This is a genomic window from Curvibacter sp. T50, from assembly GCF_057219955.1.
On the sequence record NZ_JBXVVU010000002.1, the window covers coordinates 251,848 to 270,092 of the forward strand.

Below are 18,245 nucleotides of genomic sequence, written 5' to 3' on the forward strand. Positions count from 1 at the left end.
CCCCGGCTTTCGCCATGTCGTTGGGCGGCCGGTTATGAACATGCACCGTCCAGCCGAGCATGAATACGTTCAGCGCTGCAGGAAAAGTCGGTACACCGGATTGTCGGTTTCCTCGACATACGGGTATCCCAATGTGTCAAGGAAGACCTGGAACTCGCCGTCCTCGGACGGCGGCACCTGCAGGCCAACCAGGATCTTGCCGTAGTCTGCTCCTTGATTGCGGTAATGAAACAGGCTGATGTTCCAGCCCGGACGCATCAACGACAGGAATTTCAGCAGAGCCCCTGGACGTTCCGGGAACACAAAACGCAGCAGTCGCTCGTCTTTTGCCAGGTCCGATCGGCCTCCCACCATGTGTCGAATATGCTCCTGCGCCAGATCGTCATGGGTCAGGTCAATGGCGTCAAACCCATGTTTTCCGAAGGTTGCCACTATCTTCGCGCTTTCGCCGCGCCCATGGGTGCTCAGGCCAACAAACACATGGGCCCGCGTCGAATCGCTGATCCGGTAGTTGAACTCGGTTACATTGCGCGGGCTCTTGCCCTGGCCTTGGCCAGGCAAGTTCCCGATCAGTTCCAGAAAGCGTCGAAAACTGCCGCGCTCCTCCGGGATGGTGACCGCCATCAAAGCCTCGCGCTCTTCGCCAACCTCGGCACGTTCGGCCACAAACCTGAGGCGATCGAAATTCATGTTGGCGCCGCACAAAATTGCCACGTAGGTTTCGCCCCGGCATTTTCGTGTCGCCACGTACTGTTTGACGGCGGCGACTGCGAGCGCACCTGCCGGCTCAACGATGCTTCGGGTATCGACGAAAATGTCCTTGATCGCAGCGCAGACCGAATCAGTGTCGACCGTCATAAACTCGTCGACCAGCGCACTGGTAACCCGGAAGGTTTCTTCTCCGACCTGCTTGACGGCCGTGCCATCGGAAAACAGGCCGACATCCGGCAATGTGATCCTGGATTTCTCTCTGACGGAGCGAATCATGGCGTCAGAGTCATTCATCTGGACCCCGATCACCCGTATCTCCGGGCGCACCGCCTTCACGTAGCTCGCAACGCCGGAAATCAGTCCGCCGCCACCGATGGCGACAAAAATGGCGTCCAACGGACCTTGGTGTTGGCGTAGGATTTCCATTGCAATGGTGCCTTGCCCGGCGATGACGTCGGGGTCGTCAAACGGATGCACAAAGGTCAATCCGTGTTCCTGTTGCAGAACCAGTGCATGCGCGTAGGCGTCGGAATAGCTTTCGCCGTGTAGCACAACTTCTCCGCCCAAGGTCTTGACCGCTTCAATCTTGACCGCCGGAGTTGTTGTCGGCATGACGATCACTGCCCGGGTCCCGAGCTTGTGCGCCCCTAGTGCTACACCCTGGGCGTGGTTTCCGGCTGACGCGCAAATAACTCCCCGCGCAAGTTGCTCTGGGCTCAGGCGGACCATTTTGTTGTATGCGCCGCGGAGCTTGAAGCTGAACACGGGTTGCTGATCCTCTCGTTTCAGCAGGACCCGGTTGTGCAAGCGCCGTCCCAGATTGCGGGCCGGCACAAGATCGGTTTCCGAAGCGACGTCGTAAACCCGGGCAGTTAGTACCCGTTGCAGGTAGTCGGAGGATTCCATCAGTTCAGTTGTGGGGGGAGCGGCCGCGTGGGCCAATCCCGCATTGTGTCGCAAGCGTGCGCGGTGGCCGACAAGGCCACGGGGGGCGGGAAGCGAAGCCGCCGTACGTGATGCCTCAAGGCAACTTGGCATGTGGCGATAATTTGGCGTGTTGTCGCAGCTGCGTGGGCCCCGGCGGGGTTCGCGTGTGATGCATTCAGGACTCGGATTGAAACTGGAGCGGGATATGGAGTGCAATGTCAGTTGGACCGGCGGTGTCGGAACGCGGTCAGGCATGGGATTTGTGGCGGAGACGGGTAGCGGGCATGTTCTGGCAATGGATGGTGCTCCTGACAGCTCGCGCCCGGAACTTGGCGGCCAGAACCTGGCCCCCCGTCCGATGGAGACGCTGCTTGCTGGCGTTGGAGGCTGTTCGGCCTATGACGTGGTGCTGATTCTTCGTCGCGGGCGGCATGACGTGCGGGGCTGTTCGGTCAAACTCATTGCGGAGCGCGCAGAGCAGGATCCCAAGGTCTTTACCCGCATTCACATGCAGTTTCTGGTTTCGGGGAAAGGGCTTTCTGCCGCATCGGTCGAGCGAGCCATCGCGCTGAGTCACGAAAAATACTGCTCCGCCAGCATCATGGTCGGAAAAACGGCCGCGATTACCACCGGGTACGAGATACAGGAAACCTGACTTGACTTCCCAGGGTAAACCAGAGCTTGCAGGTCAAAGATGCAGCAGGCGCAAATTTTGCTTTTGCCTTTTGCCGGGCGCCTCACGGGCGGGTTGAGGGGTGTTTGTTGCACACCTGCAACGAAACGAAACTTCTCGCCATGATTCCTTTGCGGAAAAGGTCATCCTCTGGTGCAATTACATCAACTTCCCAAAAGGAGGTTGGCCCGGGGACCCGGCGGTCGCATGTCGTTCAAAGGCGACGCGTGTCCTTCGCACCGGAGCCCGATGTTTAACCTTGGAGAAACCTGCAATGAAAAAATCCCTGATCGCTCTGGCTGTTCTGGCCGCATCCGGCGCCGCCATGGCCCAATCTTCCGTGACCCTGTACGGCGTTGCCGACATGGCCGTTGGTAAAGTCAGCCAAGCCGCTGGTGGCCTGGGTCTGGCCAATGATGACTTCCAAGCCATCACGTCCAGCACCCTGAACAACGGCACCTCCCGTTTCGGCCTGCGTGGCACGGAAGACCTGGGTGGCGGCCTGAAGGCTGGTTTCAACTTCGAAGGCGGCCTGTCGCTGGCTAACGGCGCTGGCAACCTGAGCGGTGGCCAACTGTTCTCCCGCGCTGCCAACATGTCCCTGATGGGCGGTTTCGGTGAAATCCGTGCCGGCCGTTCGCTGACGACTTCGTTCTTCAGCGTTGCTTCCTGGGAACTGACCGGCACCGCCAACTACTCGGTGGTGGCGAACCAGTTCGGTTTTGCCGGCCCCGGCCCGCGTGAAACCGGTCAGGTGATGTGGAATTCCCCGAACTGGGGTGGCCTGTCCCTGTCGGCTTCGACCGTGCTCAAGGGCAACGGCGTCTACACCGTCGGTGGCGTGAACAAGGGTAAATATGATCTGGCCGCTACGTACGCTGCCGGCCCGGTCACCGCATCTCTGGCTTACAACAAGGTTCAGAGCGGCCCCAAGGGTCTGACGATTGGTGGTAAGTTCAACGCTGGCGTTGCTCAGATTGCAGCCAGCTACAACAACTACGAAACCGCCGCTGGCGTGACCGTCAACAAGGGCTTCTCGCTGGGTGCTTCTGCCAACCTGGGTGGCATCTCCCTGACGGCTGACCTGGCCCGTGACACCAAGGCCAAGGACACCGATTGGGTTGTTGAAGCCAAGTACCCCCTGTCCAAGCGCACGTTCGCCTATGGCGTCGTGATGCGTGATGGCAAGGGCAAGGCTGGCCGCACCACCAACGTGACCGGCTACGCTGCTGGCGTCCGTCACAACTTCTGATCTTTCTCACAAGGCACACCAGTGCCTGTTTGAGAGTGGTCAAACGCTGGAAAAACCGCCTTCGGGCGGTTTTTTCATGGGTGCTCGGATATGCAAGCCCGTGAGGTGCGGGTCTTTCGAGGATGTGCAGCGCAAGTTGCCTTGGATATCCCTATTGGGATAACCCCCGGCTCGTTCAAGGCTGGTTTGAGGCATAGTGTTGTTCTCGTTTTCGAAAGGACACCATGAAGCTCAAATTCACTCTTGTTTGCTCTGCGGCATTGCTGGCGCTGGGGGCTGCGCCTGTTGTTGCCAAACCGTTCAAGTGGTCGAGTGCCAGTGACATTCCCACGCTGGATATTCACTCGCAGAACAACGCGCTGGGTAACGGTGTTCACGCAGCGGTCTATGAGTCGCTGGTGTACTACAACAGCAAGACCTTCAAGGTGGAACCGCAACTGGCGACTTCCTGGCGGGAGGTCAGTCCAACGCAGCTGCGTTTTACGCTGCGCTCCGGCGTGAAATTCAGCGATGGGTCCCCACTGACTGCGGACGATGTGGTCTTTTCGCTCGGTCGCGCCATGGCGCGAACCTCCAATTACGCGGTGTACACCCAGGGTATTGACCGGGCTGTCAAGGTCAATGACAACACTGTGGATGTCATGCTCAAGGGACCGAACCCCGTGTTGCTCAATCAGATGACCGAACTGCGCATCATGAGCAAGGCTTGGGCGGAAAAGAACAAATCGCTTGAGCCCAAGGACATTCGTACCAAAGACGAAACCTTTGCCCATCGCAACGCCATGGGGACCGGTCCGTACATGGTCCAATCCTGGCAACCCGACCAGAAGCTGGTACTGGTCAAAAACCCGAACTGGTGGGGCTGGAAAGATGCCGTCACCAACGTAACAGAAATTGTCTATACACCGATCAAATCCGAAGCCACACGTGTCGCCGCGTTGCTCTCAGGAGAAGTGGATTTTGTTCTCGACCCCAGCCCGCAAGATTTGGGCCGGATGCGTGCCAATGCGAACCTGAAAGTGATGGACGGTGTCGAGAACCGGACGATTTTTCTGGGCATGGATCAACACCGTGATGAGTTGCCAGGCTCCAATGTGAAGGGCAAAAACCCGCTCAAAGATCTGCGCGTACGCAAGGCCCTATACCAGGGCATTGATATCGATACGATCCAACGGGTAACGATGCGGGGACTCAGTCAGCCTACCGGCGCATTGGTTGCGCCACAGGTTGCCGGCTGGACGGAAGCTGTCCATCGCCGTTTTCCCTTCGATCCCGAAGCCGCGAAAAAGTTGTTGACTGAGGCCGGTTATCCGCAAGGATTCGAAGTTGATTTTGCCTGCCCCAACAACCGCTACATCAATGACGAAGAGATTTGCCAGGCGGTCACGGCCATGTGGGCAAAAATTGGGGTCAGAGCGAAACTGAGAACTCAGCCCCTGGTGACCTACTTTCCCATGATTCAACGCTACGAGGCGAGCATTTACATGCTGGGTTGGGGAGTCCCCACTTTTGATGCGCTGTACTCGCTGCAGTCACTCACGCGCAGCGTCGGGACCGGTGGTGACGGCAACTACAACGTCGGCCGGTACAAAAATGAGCGGATGGACTATGTGGTTGACAGAATCAAGACGGAAACTGACCTTCCGGTTCGCAATCGCCTCCTCACGGAGGGGTTGCAATTGCAAAACGATACGGTTGCTCATATTCCGCTGCACAACCAGATCATCCCCTGGGCGATGAAAAAGAGCGTGGAAGTCGTACATCGTGCCGACAACCGTCTGGACTGGCGCCTTATCAAGGTGAACTGAACCGTTCGTGCCTCAGTCTAGATAAGAGAAACAAGAGGCCTTCGGGCCTCTTTTCCTTTGAACCATCGCATTGACCGCGTACGGCGCCGACAGTGCCCCGGAAAACCCCAACAGGAATTGCCGTAAGCCTCTGTTAGGATCATCCGACCTCTTCTCGCGCCCTTATGTTTGCATTCATTCTCCGCCGCCTCCTGCAAGCTGTCGTTGTCATGGTCTCGGTGGCGTTCATTGCCTTCTTGCTGTTTCAGTATGTGGGCGACCCGGTCGTGTTTTTGCTCGGTCAAGATGCCACCCCCGAGCAAATCCGGGAGCTGAGGGCCGATCTGGGACTCGATCAACCCTTCATCGTCCAGTTTTGGCATTTCCTTGTCAACGCCGCACAGGGCGAATTCGGTCTCAGTCTTCGCCAGGGTGCCAAGGTATCGCGTCTGATAGCGGAGCGGTTTCCGGCGACACTCGAGTTGGCCCTGGTCGCCGCGTTGATGGCGCTGGTGGTCGGTATTCCAATGGGGGTCTATGCCGCACTGCGTCGCGGAACGTTTCTCAGCCAGGTGTTCATGACCATCTCGCTGCTTGGTGTGTCCTTACCGACATTCCTGATCGGCATTCTTCTGATTCTGGTTTTTGCGGTCGGACTGGGCTGGTTTCCGAGTTTTGGCCGTGGAACCACGGTCGAATTCGGATGGTGGAGTACCGGACTGCTGACCGCAAAGGGCTGGCATCACATCACCTTGCCCGCCATCACTCTTGCCATTTTCCAGCTCACGCTGATCATGCGGCTGGTACGGGCAGAAATGCTCGAAGTGCTGCGCACCGACTACATCAAATTTGCGCGGGCCCGTGGTCTGACCGACCGGGCGATTCATTTCGGCCATGCGCTCAAGAACACGCTGGTACCCGTCATGACCATTACCGGATTGCAGCTTGGTGGTCTGATCGCCTTTGCCATCATCACGGAAACCGTTTTCCAATGGCCCGGCATGGGGCTGCTCTTCATTCAGGCGGTAACCTTCGCCGACATACCCGTCATGGCAGCCTATCTATGCCTGATCGCACTGATTTTTGTGGTGATCAACCTGATCGTGGATCTGCTGTATTTTGTGGTTGATCCGCGTCTGCGAGTGGGCAAGGCCGGGGGGCACTGATGCTCGCTCCGCGTTACCGCGCCAGCGGTCGGGTGTTTGCTGAACTGGCACGCCATCACCCGGAACTGACCGCCTTGCGGCGCGATCTGCATTCACACCCTGAACTCGGATTCGAAGAGCAGTACACCGCCGCGCGGGTCGTCGAAGCGCTGAAAGCGTGTGGCGTCGACGAAATCCATTCCGGAATCGCAAAGACGGGCATTGTGGCCGTTGTACGGGGCCGCGGAACAGGCGGCCGCATGATAGGACTGCGTGCCGATATGGATGCGTTGCCAATCGCTGAGCACAACACCTGTCCCTGGCGATCCACAAAGCTGGGGCTGATGCATGCCTGTGGTCATGACGGACATGTCGCCATGTTGGTGGGGGCGGCTCGTTATCTGTCTGAAACGCGGAACTTTGATGGCACGGCCGTATTGATCTTTCAGCCCGGCGAAGAGGGGTTCGCCGGTGCAAAGGCCATGATGGACGAGGGACTGTTCGACCGATTCCCGGTCGAGGCTGTGTTTGCCATGCACAACTGGCCGGCGTTACCCGTCGGCACCATTGCAGTGAATCCTGGTCCGATGATGGCCGCCGCAGACCGGGTGACGATACGTATCCTCGGACGGGGTGGGCATGGTGCGCATGCGTATCAGGCCGTGGATCCGGTGCTGGTAGCCGGGCACATCATTACGGCGGTGCAGAGCATCGTGTCGCGCAATCTCAAGGCCATCGACAGCGCCGTCATCAGCCTGTGCTCGGTCAATGCCGGTGATGCCAGCGCGTTCAGCGTCATCCCCGAAGAAGCGGTCCTTACCGGTACGGTCCGCACTTTTCGCGCCGACGTGCAGGACCAGGTTGAGCGTCGTCTAGTCGAACTGTGCACCGCTGTGGCGCAGGGCTTCGGGGCGCAGGCCGAGGTCCGCTTCGAGCGACTCTATCCCGCAACCATCAACCACCCGGCACAGGCCGAGTTCGCTGCCACAGTCGCCCGGACACTGGTGGGCGATGACCGGGTCATCACCGATCTTGAACCCAGCATGGGCGCGGAAGATTTCGCGTTCATGTTGCAGGCCCGTCCCGGCGCCTACTTGCGTATCGGGCAAAGGGATTCGGGCGGTGCGTTCCTGCACAGCAGTCGCTACGATTTCAATGACGAGGTGCTGCCCTTTGGCGCCGCCTTGCATGCCAGCCTGGTGGAACAGCTGTTGCCACTGGGCGATGAGTCTTTCTTCCCGTGATTCAACCGACGAAAAAAGGAGTTTCCATGACATTCCAGCAAACCACGCTTTCGACCGCATTGGCTGCGGCACTTTGCCTGGCAGCGGCGACGGCATCGGCGCAGACGATTCGAATTGCCAACCAGGGCGACGCCTTGTCGATGGATCCCCATTCGCTCAACGAATCGCTCCAACTGTCGGTGACCAACAATGTCTACGAAGGCCTGGTCGGAATCGACAAGAACCTTCAGTTCGTTCCAGGCCTGGCCACCGGCTGGAAGCAGAGTTCGCCCACGGTCTGGCGCTTTGACTTGCGCAAGGGCGTGACTTTTCACGATGGCACCCCCATGACCGCCGACGATGTGATTTTCTCGTTTGCTCGGGCCTCCGGTGAAGGCTCCGACATGCGCAGCTACACCAACGACATCAAGGAAGTGCGCAAAGTCAACGACCATGCCATCGAGATCGAGACCAAGGCACCGTTCCCGATCCTTCCCAACTCCATTGCGCTGGTCATGATCATGAGCAAGAAGTGGGCGGAGACCAATCAGGCCTTGCGCCCGGTCGATCGCCGAAAAGGTATCGAAAACGCGGCATCGTTCCGAGCCAACGGCACCGGGCCGTTCCGTCTGCGCGAACGGCAGCCGAATGTGCGCACCACGTTCGTTCGGAATGGCAACTATTGGGGCAAGATCGAAGGCAACGTCACCGAAGTCATCTTCACGCCCATTGCCAACGACGCTACACGGGTTGCCGCCTTGCTTTCGGGAGAAATCGATGTCATGGAGCCGGTGCCTGTTCAAGACGTCGCCCGGCTGAATGCCGGTGCCACCACCGCAGCGCTGACCGGGCCCGAGTTGCGGACCATTTTCCTGGGGATGGATCAGAAGCGCGACGAACTTCTGTATTCGAGCGTGAAAGGGAAGAACCCGTTCAAGGACAAGCGTGTTCGCCAGGCTTTCTACCAGGCCATCGACATTGAAGGAATCAAGCGCACGGTGATGCGCGGAGCCTCCAACCCGACCGCGCTGATGGTGGGCCCTGGAATCAACGGGTTTGCGCCTGACCTCAACAAGCGGCTACCCTTTGATCCCGAAGCCTCGAAAAAGCTGCTGGCGGATGCCGGGTATCCCAACGGTTTCACCATCGACATGAACTGTCCCAACGACCGGTATGTCAACGATGGCCAAATCTGTGAAGCCGTCGCGGCCAATCTCTCCCGTGTCAATATCAAGGTCAATCTCAAGGCCGAAACCAAAGGGACCTACTTCCCCAAAATCCTGCGGCGTGACACCAGCTTCTACCTGCTGGGCTGGACGCCCGGAACCTACGATGGCCACAACCCGCTCAATGCGCTGATGCGCTGTGTGGACGACAAGGGATCGGGCCAGTTCAACCTGGGCTCCTACTGCAATCCGAAAGTTGACGAACTGACGCTGAAGATACAGTCGGAGACCGACCAGGCCAAGCGCAACGCCATGATCCGCGAGGCGTTCCAGATTCATGCCGACGACATCGGCCATCTGCCCTTGCACCAACAGGCGCTGGCATGGGGCGTCAACAAGAAAGTCACCCTGGTCCAGCGGGCCGACAACTTCATGCCGTTCCGCTACATGAGCGTCAAGTGAGCGACTGCGGGGGTGCCATCAGGGGTGCCCCCGTTGTGGCCTTTGCTGTGACGACTCACCAGAAACAACACGTGCCGTAACCGTAGCAGGTAACGGCCTCCAAACGGTTACTCCATGACCAATCCCTTTACCCGATGGCTTGACAGCGATATCGGTTACAGCTTTCGTACCTCGCCGACGGCCATCGGTGCGGGGCTGATTGCCTTCATCTGCGTTTTCTGCGCGATGTTTGCTCCGTGGGTTGCTCCCCACGACCCCTTCAACCTGGCTACCCTGGAGCTCAGTGACGCACGCCTGCCCCCGGCGTGGAGCACCGGCGGAAGCACCAAGTATCTGCTGGGAACCGATGACCAGGGGCGGGACATCCTGTCAGCGCTGATGTACGGCGCCCGCATTTCTCTCGTGGTCGGGCTGATTTCGGTTGTGTTGTCGGTATTTGTCGGGGTATCGCTGGGCTTGCTGGCCGGATTCAAGGGCGGCTGGATCGACGGCGCGCTGATGCGGCTGTGTGATGTGATGTTGTCCTTCCCGTCGATCCTTGTGGCATTGTTGATTGCCGGGGTGGGTCGCGCCTTGTTCCCCAACGCCCATGAAACCCTGGCGTTCGGTGTGCTGATTGTCTCGCTGACCCTGACCGGCTGGGTCCAATATGCCCGAACCGTTCGCGGTTCGACACTGGTCGAGCGCAACAAGGAATATGTACAGGCTGCGCGGGTCACCGGTGTGGCGCCCATGCGCATCATGCGCCGCCATGTGTTGCCCAATGTGCTGGGCCCGGTTCTGGTGCTGGCCACCATTCAGGTGGCCACTGCCATCATCTCCGAGGCGACGCTGTCCTTCCTGGGGGTGGGCGCTCCGCCGACGTCACCCTCTCTGGGCACACTGATCCGCATCGGCAACGATTACCTCTTCTCCGGAGAGTGGTGGATTACCGTTTTCCCCGGTGTGATGCTGGTGCTGATTGCCCTGTCCGTCAATCTGCTGGGTGACTGGCTGCGCGATGCGCTCAACCCCCGACTGCGCTGAGCGCCCTCCATCATGAGTCTTCTCCAAGTCAAAAACCTGGTCGTCGAATTTCCCGGGCGCCGCGGCACCCTGCGGGCGCTGGATGACATCTCGTTCGAAATTGCGCCGGGCGAAATACTGGGCGTTGTCGGTGAGTCAGGCGCCGGCAAATCGCTCACTGGCGCGTCCATCATCGGGCTGCTGGAGCCACCGGGGCGTGTCGCGTCCGGCCAGATTCTGCTGCAGGGGCAGCGTATCGACAACCTTGGCCACGACGCGATGCGCAGCATCCGTGGCCGCAAAATCGGGGCGATCTTCCAGGACCCGCTGACCTCGCTCAATCCCCTGTATTCCGTCGGTCGCCAGCTGATCGAAACCATACGCACCCATCTGCCCGTGTCCGAACAAGAGGCCAAAGACCGGGCGATCAGCCTGTTGCAGGACACGGGCATCCCCGCGGCGGCCGAGCGCATTGACCACTATCCGCACCAGTTCTCGGGCGGCATGCGCCAGCGGGTGGTGATTGCCCTTGCGTTGGCGGCCGAGCCGCAGCTGATTGTGGCCGATGAGCCCACCACGGCGCTGGACGTTTCGATCCAGGCGCAGATCATTACCCTGCTCAAACGCATCTGCAAAGACCGGGGTGCTGCGGTCATGCTGATCACCCATGACATGGGGGTGATCGCCGAAACCTGTGACCGGGTGGCCGTCATGTACGCTGGCCGGATTGCCGAGATCGGGCCGGTCCATGATGTGATCAACCGTCCTGCACACCCTTATACCGAGGGCCTGATGGCCTCGATTCCCGACATGACGCAAGACCGCGAACGCCTGAACCAGATCGATGGCGCGATGCCCCGGCTCAATGCCATCCCGACGGGATGCGCTTTCAACCCGCGGTGCCCTCGCAGCTTCGACCGATGCACCCGGGAGCGTCCGGAACTGATGGCTGCCGGCAACAACCGCGCCGCCTGCTGGCTGCATGACGGGGGGAAGGCATGAACGCGCCGTCGTCCGCATCCATGGCGTCTGCCACAGCAAACCGGCCCCTGGTCGAAGCGCGTGACCTGGCCATGACCTTCGATGTTTCCGCGCCGTGGCTGAACCGCGTCATCGAGCGAAAGCCCCGCATGTTGCTGCACGCAGTCGACGGTGTGAGCTTCGACATCGAAAAGGGCAAGACACTTGCGTTGGTCGGCGAGTCCGGCTGCGGCAAAAGTACGGTTGCGCGCCTGCTGGTGGGCCTGTACACGCCCACCCGTGGTGGCATGACCTTTGACGGCCAGGACGCCCACGCCGCTTTTCGCACGCCCGAAGGTCGTACCCTGCGCCGACGCATCCAGATGATCTTCCAGGACCCGTATGCCAGCCTCAACCCGCGCTGGATCGTGGGGGACATCGTTGGCGAGCCCTTGCGAGAACACGGGCTCGCTCCCGACCCGGCGCAACTGCGCCACCGCGTGGGCGAACTGTTGCAGTCCGTGGGACTGTCGGCGCTGGACATGGTCAAGTACCCGCACCAGTTCTCGGGCGGGCAGCGCCAGCGCATCTCGATCGCCCGCGCCCTGGCCACCCAGCCCGAGTTCCTGGTCTGCGACGAACCGACGTCGGCGCTGGACGTCAGCGTTCAGGCGCAGGTGCTCAACATCATGAAAGACCTGCAGCGCCAGCAGGGCCTGACTTACCTGTTCATCAGCCACAACCTGGCGGTGGTGCGCCACGTGAGCGATCAGGTCGGCGTGATGTACCTGGGGCGGCTGGTCGAACTGGCCGACAAGGCCACCTTGTTCGAAAGCCCGCGTCACCCCTACACCCGCATGCTGCTGGATGCGATCCCGAAGATGCATGACACCGGGCGGGCTCGCACGCCGGTCCAGGGCGAGGTGCCCAACCCCTTGAATCCGCCGCCGGGCTGCGCCTTCAACCCGCGCTGTCCGCATGCCACGGAACGTTGTCGCGTCGAGCGGCCCGCGCTTTTGCAACTCGGCGGTATCCGCATTGCCTGTCATGCGGTGGAAGAGGGAAGGATCTGAGCTGCAGCGTGTGCCTCAAACAGGCATCATCGCCTGGTTGATATGAAAAGCATAGCTACAGAGCACCGTTTTTCCACGGGTATTGGCCAATTTCTCGTCTGACCGCGGTCCGGGGCGTCCGGACAGCGGCTGTCCAGCCGCCATCGGCGACTCAGGCCCAGCGCTTGGCCCGCAGGTTGTCTTCCATTTCGCGCAGCAGCGGCTGTACCCGTGTGCTGCCCAGGCGCAAGGCGACGCAAGTGGCCAGAATGTCGATGATCATCAGGTGCAACAGGCGCGAAACCATCGGGCTGTAGCGGTCGTAGCCCTCGGGGTGATCGGCCGCGAGATGGATTCGGCCGGCCTTGGCCAGGGGTGAGCCGCTGGCCGTGATGACGATGGTGGTTGCGCCGTGGCGGCGCGCGATATCGCAGGCATCCATCAGGTCCCGGGTGCGGCCGGAATTGGAAACAATCACCACACAATCGCCCGCCTGCAACAGCGATGCGCTCATCACCTGCATGTGGCCGTCGCTGTAGGCGATGGTGTTGAGCCCGAGCCGGAAAAACTTGTGCTGGGCATCCTGGGCGACGATCCCGGAATTGCCCGCCCCATAGAACTCGATCCGTCGTCCGCAGCGCCGGGTCTCAGCGAGGGCCTCGGCCGCGTGCTCGAACGCGGCGGCAGTGGCCTGGTTGCGGTATTTGAGAAAGGCGGCGACGGTGTTGTCGATCACCTTGACCATCACGTCGCCCACCTTGTCGTCGGCATCGACGCTGCGGTGGATGTACGGCACACCCTCGTTGACGTTGCCGGCCAGCTTGAGCTTGAAATCCGCCAGGCCGTCGTAACCCAGGCTGCGGCAAAAGCGCACGACGGTCGGTTTGCTCACCTGCGCCAGTTCCGCCAGCTGCGCCACCGGCAGGGATGCGAAGCGTCGCGGATCGACCAGCACCAACCGGGCGACCCGCTGTTCCGCGGGTGCCAGCGAAGGCAGACAGGCAGTGATACGGTCCAGCATGGTGTGGCGATGTAATCGGATTTCATTGTCGCATGGCCCAGCCGTAACCGCCATGGTTTGCCTGTCATCGTGGGGTGGCGATGCGGCGGGATAATGCCCCCATGAACCAGCTTGACGCACTCAAACAATTCACCACCGTGGTGGCCGATACCGGCGACTTTCACCAGATCGCTGCCTATTCGCCCCGGGACGCCACGACCAACCCCTCATTGATCCTCAAGGCGGTGCAAAAAACCGAATACGCGCCCCTGTTGCGGGAAACGGTGCAACGCTTTGGCTCTTACGGCATCGATGAAGTCATGAACCGGCTGCTGGTGCGTTTCGGCGTCGAAATCTTGCACCACGTACCTGGCCGGGTGTCGACCGAAGTGGATGCGCGTCTGAGCTTCGACACCGAAGCCACCGTGGACCGCGCACGCCGGCTGATCGACCTGTATCAGGGCGAAGGCGTGCATGTGGATCGCATCCTGATCAAGATCGCCGCAACCTGGGAAGGCATCCAGGCGGCCGCCCGCCTGGAGCGCGAGGGCATCCACACCAATCTGACGCTGCTGTTTTCGTTCAGCCAGGCGGTGGCTTGCGGCCAGGCCCGGGTGCGCCTGATTTCGCCGTTTGTCGGCCGCATCTACGACTGGGCCAAGAAACAGGCGGGTGCATCCTGGGACGAGGCCGCCATGGCCGGTCCCAACGACCCCGGCGTCCTGTCGGTGCGCCGCATCTATCAGTACTACAAGAAACATGGCATAGCCACCGAGGTGATGGGTGCCAGTTTTCGCAACGCCGGCCAGATCACCGCGCTGGCCGGATGTGACTTGCTGACCATCAGCCCCGACTTGCTGGCGCAGCTGGCGGCCTGTGACGCGCCGCTGACCCGCGCGCTCGATCCGCAGGCGGCCCGCGCGCTGGATATTCCGTTCATCACCTACGACGAACCGGCGTTCCGGCTGGCGTTGAACGACGACGCCATGGCCACCGAAAAGCTGGCCGAGGGCATCCGCGCCTTCATCGTTGATACCGTCAAACTCGAAGCCTTGATGAAAGCCGCCTGACATGAACCCGCTGCCATTGGTGCTGCAAGGCCGCCCCCGCTGCGACGAGACCGCGGCGTGGACGCGTTTGACCGCCCACTGGCAAAGCGGCCGGCCCTTCGGCCCCCGCGAGGCGCTGGCCCGCGACGGCGCGCGCCGGGTTGATGCCTGCAGCCTGGAGGCAGCAGGCGTTTTTGCCGACCTGTCGCGCAATGCCATCGACGCCACCGCCGAGGCTTTGCTGCAGGAGCTTGCAGCGGAATGCCGTCTGCAAGCCCACCGCGACGCCTTGTTCGCCGGCGAGAAGGTCAACACCACCGAAGGCCGCGCGGCCCTGCACACCCTGCTGCGCACGCCGCGCGAGACGCTGAACGCCCTTGGGGATCCGGCACAACGCGAGCGACTGGAGGGTGTGCACGCCACGCTGGACGCGATGCTGGATTTTGCCGAGGCGGTACGCGGTGACGAGACCCTGACCGATGTGGTCAACATCGGCATCGGGGGCTCGGATCTGGGCCCGCGCATGGTGGTGCAGGCGCTGCGCCACCTGGGTCACCCCCGCCTGCGCATGCACTTTGTCGCCAATGTCGACGGTCATGAGCTTGACGCGGTGCTGCGCCACTGCCAGCCGCAGCACACCCTGTTCCTGGTGGCTTCCAAAACCTTCACCACCGCCGAGACGCTGGCCAATGCCCACTCGGCGCGGGACTGGTTTCAGGCCGGTGGCGGCACCGACGTGGCCCGACATTTTGTCGGCCTCAGCACCAACCCGCCGGCGGCGCAGGCCTTCGGCATCCGCACGCTGTTCGGATTTGAGGACTGGGTGGGCGGACGCTATTCGCTGTGGTCGGCCATCGGCCTGCCGATCGCGATCGCCTGCGGTGCGGCGGAATTTCGGGCCCTGCTGGCCGGCGCCCACGCCATGGACGAACATTTCCGCACCGCGCCGCTGGCCGCCAACCTGCCGGTGAGGCTGGGCCTGCTGGACGTCTGGTATCGCAACTTTCACGGCTACACCAGCCGGTGTGTGGCCCCTTACCATGCGGGGCTGGGTGAACTGGCGGCCCACTTCCAGCAGCTGGAAATGGAAAGCAACGGCAAACGGGTCGACCTGTCGGGCCGACCGCTGGCCGTGGCGACGGCGCCGGTGCTCTGGGGCGAGCCCGGCACCAATGGACAGCATGCGTTTTTCCAGATGCTGCACCAGGGCACCGATGTGGTGCCTGTTGAATTCCTGGTGGTGCGCGAACCGGCGCATCACTTGCCCGGTCACCACGGGAAGCTGCTGGCCAACGCGCTGGCCCAGGCGCAGGCGCTGATGCACGGCCAGGCGGATGCGGCGGGTCACCAGGACTTTCCCGGTAACCGGCCGAGCACCTTTTTTGTGCTCGAACGGCTCGACGGCGCCAGCCTGGGGGCTTTCATCGCGCTGCATGAACACCGGGTTTTTGTCAGCGGCTCCCTGTGGGGCATCGACAGCTTTGACCAGTGGGGGGTGGAACTGGGCAAACGCCTGGCCCGCGGCATCGAACCGCACCTGCTGGGCCGCTCCGATGCCGACCCGGCGGCGCTGGATGCCGTGTCACAGGCACTGGTGGCCCGGCTGCGCCCAGTTCAAGGCTAATTTGGGCAATACCCCGCGCAAAAACGTCGTTTCTTGCTACGAAATTGGAATCTGTTGACCCGATGTCGGGTGATGCGCATCCCCGTCCCGGGCGAAAAAAAGCCCCGCAAGTCGCCTCGCGGGGCTTTTTTGTTCAGCGGGGGCGGGCTGGCGGTGCAAGGTGCACCGCCGGGCCGGGACATTACATGTCCATGCCGCCCATGCCACCCATGCCACCCATGCCGCCGGGCATGCCACCGGCCGGAGCGTCATCCTTGGGGGCCTCAGCGACCATGCACTCGGTCGTCAGCATCAGGCCGGCCACGGAGGCGGCGTTCTGCAGCGCGGTGCGGGTCACCTTGGTCGGGTCCAGAATGCCCATCTCGATCATGTCGCCATAGGTGTGGTTGGCGGCGTTGTAGCCGTAGTTGCCGGCGCCTTCCAGCACCTTGTTGACCACCACGCTCGGCTCGTCGCCCGAGTTGGCCACGATTTCGCGCAGCGGCGCTTCGATGGCCTTGAGCACCAGCTTGATACCGGCATCCTGGTCGGCGTTTTCACCCTTGATGGCGCCAGCGGCCTGTTTGGCGCGCAGCAGGGCCACACCACCACCGGCCACGATGCCTTCTTCCACGGCAGCGCGGGTGGCGTGCAGGGCGTCTTCCACGCGGGCCTTCTTCTCTTTCATCTCGACTTCGGTGGCGGCACCGACCTTGATCACGGCCACGCCACCGGCCAGCTTGGCCACGCGCTCTTGCAGTTTCTCGCGGTCATAGTCGCTGGTGGCTTCTTCGATCTGCACGCGGATCTGCTTGACACGCGCCTCGATCTCGGGGGCCGCACCGTGGCCGTCGATGATGGTGGTGTTTTCCTTGCCCACTTCGATGCGCTTGGCCTGGCCCAGATCGGCCAGCGTCACTTTTTCCAGCGTCAGGCCGACTTCTTCGGCGATGACCTTGCCGCCCGTCAGGATGGCGATGTCTTCCAGCATGGCCTTGCGACGGTCACCGAAGCCGGGCGCCTTGACGGCCACCACCTTCAGGATGCCGCGGATGGTGTTGACCACCAGCGTCGCCAGGGCTTCGCCTTCGACGTCTTCGGCAATGATCAGCAGCGGACGGCCGGCCTTGGCGACGGCTTCCAGCGTGGGCAGCAGGTCGCGGATGTTGCTGATCTTCTTGTCGAACAGCAGCACGAAGGGGTTGTCCAGCAGCGCGGCCTGCTTTTCCGGGTTGTTGATGAAGTAGGGCGACAGGTAGCCGCGGTCGAACTGCATGCCTTCGACGACATCCAGCTCGTTCTGCAGCGATTTGCCGTCTTCCACGGTGATCACGCCTTCCTTGCCGACTTTGTCCATCGCGTTGGCGATGATGTCGCCAATGGAGACGTCGCTGTTGGCGGAGATCGAGCCGACCTGGGCAATTTCCTTGCTGGTGGTGGTCGGCTTGGAGGCCTTCTTCAGCTCGGCGATCAGGATGTCGACGGCCTTGTCGATGCCGCGCTTCAGATCCATCGGGTTCATGCCGGCGGCCACGTACTTCATGCCTTCGCGCACGATGGCCTGCGCCAGCACGGTGGCGGTGGTGGTGCCGTCACCGGCGTTGTCGCTGGTCTTGGAAGCGACTTCCTTGACCATCTGGGCGCCCATGTTCTGGAGCTTGTCCTTCAGTTCGATTTCCTTGGCCACGGACACACCGTCCTTGGTCACGGTGGGGGCGCCGAAGGAGCGCTCCAGCACCACGTTGCGACCTTTGGGGCCCAGGGTGACCTTGACCGCGTTGGCCAGAATGTTCACGCCTTCGACCATGCGATGACGGGCGTCGCTACCGAAAATAACGTCTTTTGCTGCCATTTTTCAGATTCCTTGCTTTATGGGGTTTTCAGGGGAGGGCTGGATTACTTCTCGACAACCGCGAACAGGTCGTCTTCTTTCATCACCAGCAGTTCGTCGCCGTCGACCTTGACGGTCTGGCCGCTGTACTTGCCAAACAGAACGCGGTCGCCCACCTTCACCGACAGAGCCTTGGTTTCGCCCTTGTCATTGGTCTTGCCCGGGCCCACGGCCAGGATTTCGCCCTGATCGGGCTTTTCGGCGGCGTTGTCGGGGATCACGATGCCGGAGGCCGTTTTGGTTTCGTTTTCCAGGCGCTTGACGATCACGCGATCAGCCAGAGGACGCAGTTTCATAGGATCTCCTTGAGTTTCAAACAACAGGTTGCATCAAAAAGCG

Annotated in this window: 15 protein-coding genes; 11 read left to right on the forward strand and 4 right to left on the reverse strand. The window is 61.3% G+C overall.

Annotation, left to right across the window (positions count from 1 at the left end):
- Positions 1–69: 69 nt before the first annotated feature.
- Positions 70–1,617 carry a threonine ammonia-lyase, biosynthetic gene (gene ilvA / locus AC2EBU_RS10520; RefSeq protein WP_484610372.1) on the reverse strand — a complete coding sequence of 516 codons (1,548 nt, stop codon included), beginning with the start codon at positions 1,615–1,617 and terminating at the stop codon, positions 70–72.
- Positions 1,618–1,843: 226 nt separating this feature from the next.
- Here ilvA and AC2EBU_RS10525 point away from each other — a divergent pair, with 226 nt between their 5' ends.
- The 9 genes from AC2EBU_RS10525 (at position 1,844) to AC2EBU_RS10565 (ending at position 12,384) form a co-directional block, all read left to right on the forward strand.
- A complete protein-coding gene (locus AC2EBU_RS10525; RefSeq protein WP_484610579.1) occupies positions 1,844–2,293 on the forward strand; it encodes an OsmC family protein in 450 nt (149 codons plus the stop codon).
- Positions 2,294–2,585: 292 nt separating this feature from the next.
- The gene (locus AC2EBU_RS10530; RefSeq protein WP_484610373.1) at positions 2,586–3,563 is read left to right on the forward strand and encodes a porin; all 978 of its coding nucleotides are present in this window, start codon (positions 2,586–2,588) and stop codon (positions 3,561–3,563) included.
- Between the two features lie 224 nt (positions 3,564–3,787).
- Entirely contained in the window at positions 3,788–5,371 is a 1,584-nt protein-coding gene (locus AC2EBU_RS10535; RefSeq protein ID WP_484610374.1) for an ABC transporter substrate-binding protein, read from the forward strand.
- Between the two features lie 164 nt (positions 5,372–5,535).
- Positions 5,536–6,516 (forward strand): ABC transporter permease, encoded by a 981-nt coding sequence (locus tag AC2EBU_RS10540; protein WP_484610375.1) that lies wholly within the window; start codon positions 5,536–5,538, stop codon positions 6,514–6,516.
- Complete coding sequence (locus AC2EBU_RS10545; protein WP_484610376.1) at positions 6,516–7,739, forward strand: M20 aminoacylase family protein; 1,224 nt, start codon at positions 6,516–6,518, stop codon at positions 7,737–7,739. The genes AC2EBU_RS10540 and AC2EBU_RS10545 overlap by 1 nt, the downstream gene beginning before the upstream one ends.
- 26 nt (positions 7,740–7,765) lie before the next feature.
- A complete protein-coding gene (locus AC2EBU_RS10550; protein WP_484610377.1) occupies positions 7,766–9,346 on the forward strand; it encodes an ABC transporter substrate-binding protein in 1,581 nt (526 codons plus the stop codon).
- Positions 9,347–9,460: 114 nt separating this feature from the next.
- A complete protein-coding gene (locus AC2EBU_RS10555) occupies positions 9,461–10,372 on the forward strand; it encodes an ABC transporter permease (RefSeq protein ID WP_484610378.1) in 912 nt (303 codons plus the stop codon).
- Positions 10,373–10,384: 12 nt separating this feature from the next.
- Positions 10,385–11,353 carry an ABC transporter ATP-binding protein gene (locus AC2EBU_RS10560; RefSeq protein WP_484610379.1) on the forward strand — a complete coding sequence of 323 codons (969 nt, stop codon included), beginning with the start codon at positions 10,385–10,387 and terminating at the stop codon, positions 11,351–11,353.
- The gene (locus AC2EBU_RS10565) at positions 11,350–12,384 is read left to right on the forward strand and encodes an ABC transporter ATP-binding protein (protein ID WP_484610380.1); all 1,035 of its coding nucleotides are present in this window, start codon (positions 11,350–11,352) and stop codon (positions 12,382–12,384) included. Before AC2EBU_RS10560 ends, AC2EBU_RS10565 begins: the two co-directional genes overlap by 4 nt.
- Positions 12,385–12,535: 151 nt before the next feature.
- Here the strand turns inward: AC2EBU_RS10565 and AC2EBU_RS10570 are convergent, their stop codons facing one another.
- The gene (locus AC2EBU_RS10570) at positions 12,536–13,384 is read right to left on the reverse strand and encodes a MurR/RpiR family transcriptional regulator (protein WP_484610381.1); all 849 of its coding nucleotides are present in this window, start codon (positions 13,382–13,384) and stop codon (positions 12,536–12,538) included.
- Positions 13,385–13,485: 101 nt separating this feature from the next.
- Here AC2EBU_RS10570 and tal point away from each other — a divergent pair, with 101 nt between their 5' ends.
- Together tal and pgi are read left to right on the forward strand one after the other, a co-directional pair.
- Entirely contained in the window at positions 13,486–14,433 is a 948-nt protein-coding gene (gene tal / locus AC2EBU_RS10575) for a transaldolase (RefSeq protein WP_484610382.1), read from the forward strand.
- A 1-nt stretch (position 14,434) separates the two neighbouring features.
- Positions 14,435–16,036: a glucose-6-phosphate isomerase gene (pgi, locus tag AC2EBU_RS10580; protein WP_484610383.1), complete on the forward strand. Its 1,602-nt coding sequence runs from the start codon at positions 14,435–14,437 to the stop codon at positions 16,034–16,036.
- A 181-nt stretch (positions 16,037–16,217) separates the two neighbouring features.
- On the opposite strand, the gene groL is transcribed toward pgi, so the two are convergent.
- Positions 16,218–17,867, reverse strand: coding sequence for a chaperonin GroEL (groL, locus tag AC2EBU_RS10585; protein ID WP_484610384.1), 1,650 nt, complete (start codon positions 17,865–17,867; stop codon positions 16,218–16,220).
- 44 nt (positions 17,868–17,911) lie between these two features.
- On the reverse strand, positions 17,912–18,202 hold the full coding sequence (gene groES / locus AC2EBU_RS10590) for a co-chaperone GroES (RefSeq protein ID WP_484610385.1): 291 nt from the start codon (positions 18,200–18,202) through the stop codon (positions 17,912–17,914).
- Positions 18,203–18,245 lie beyond the last annotated feature (43 nt).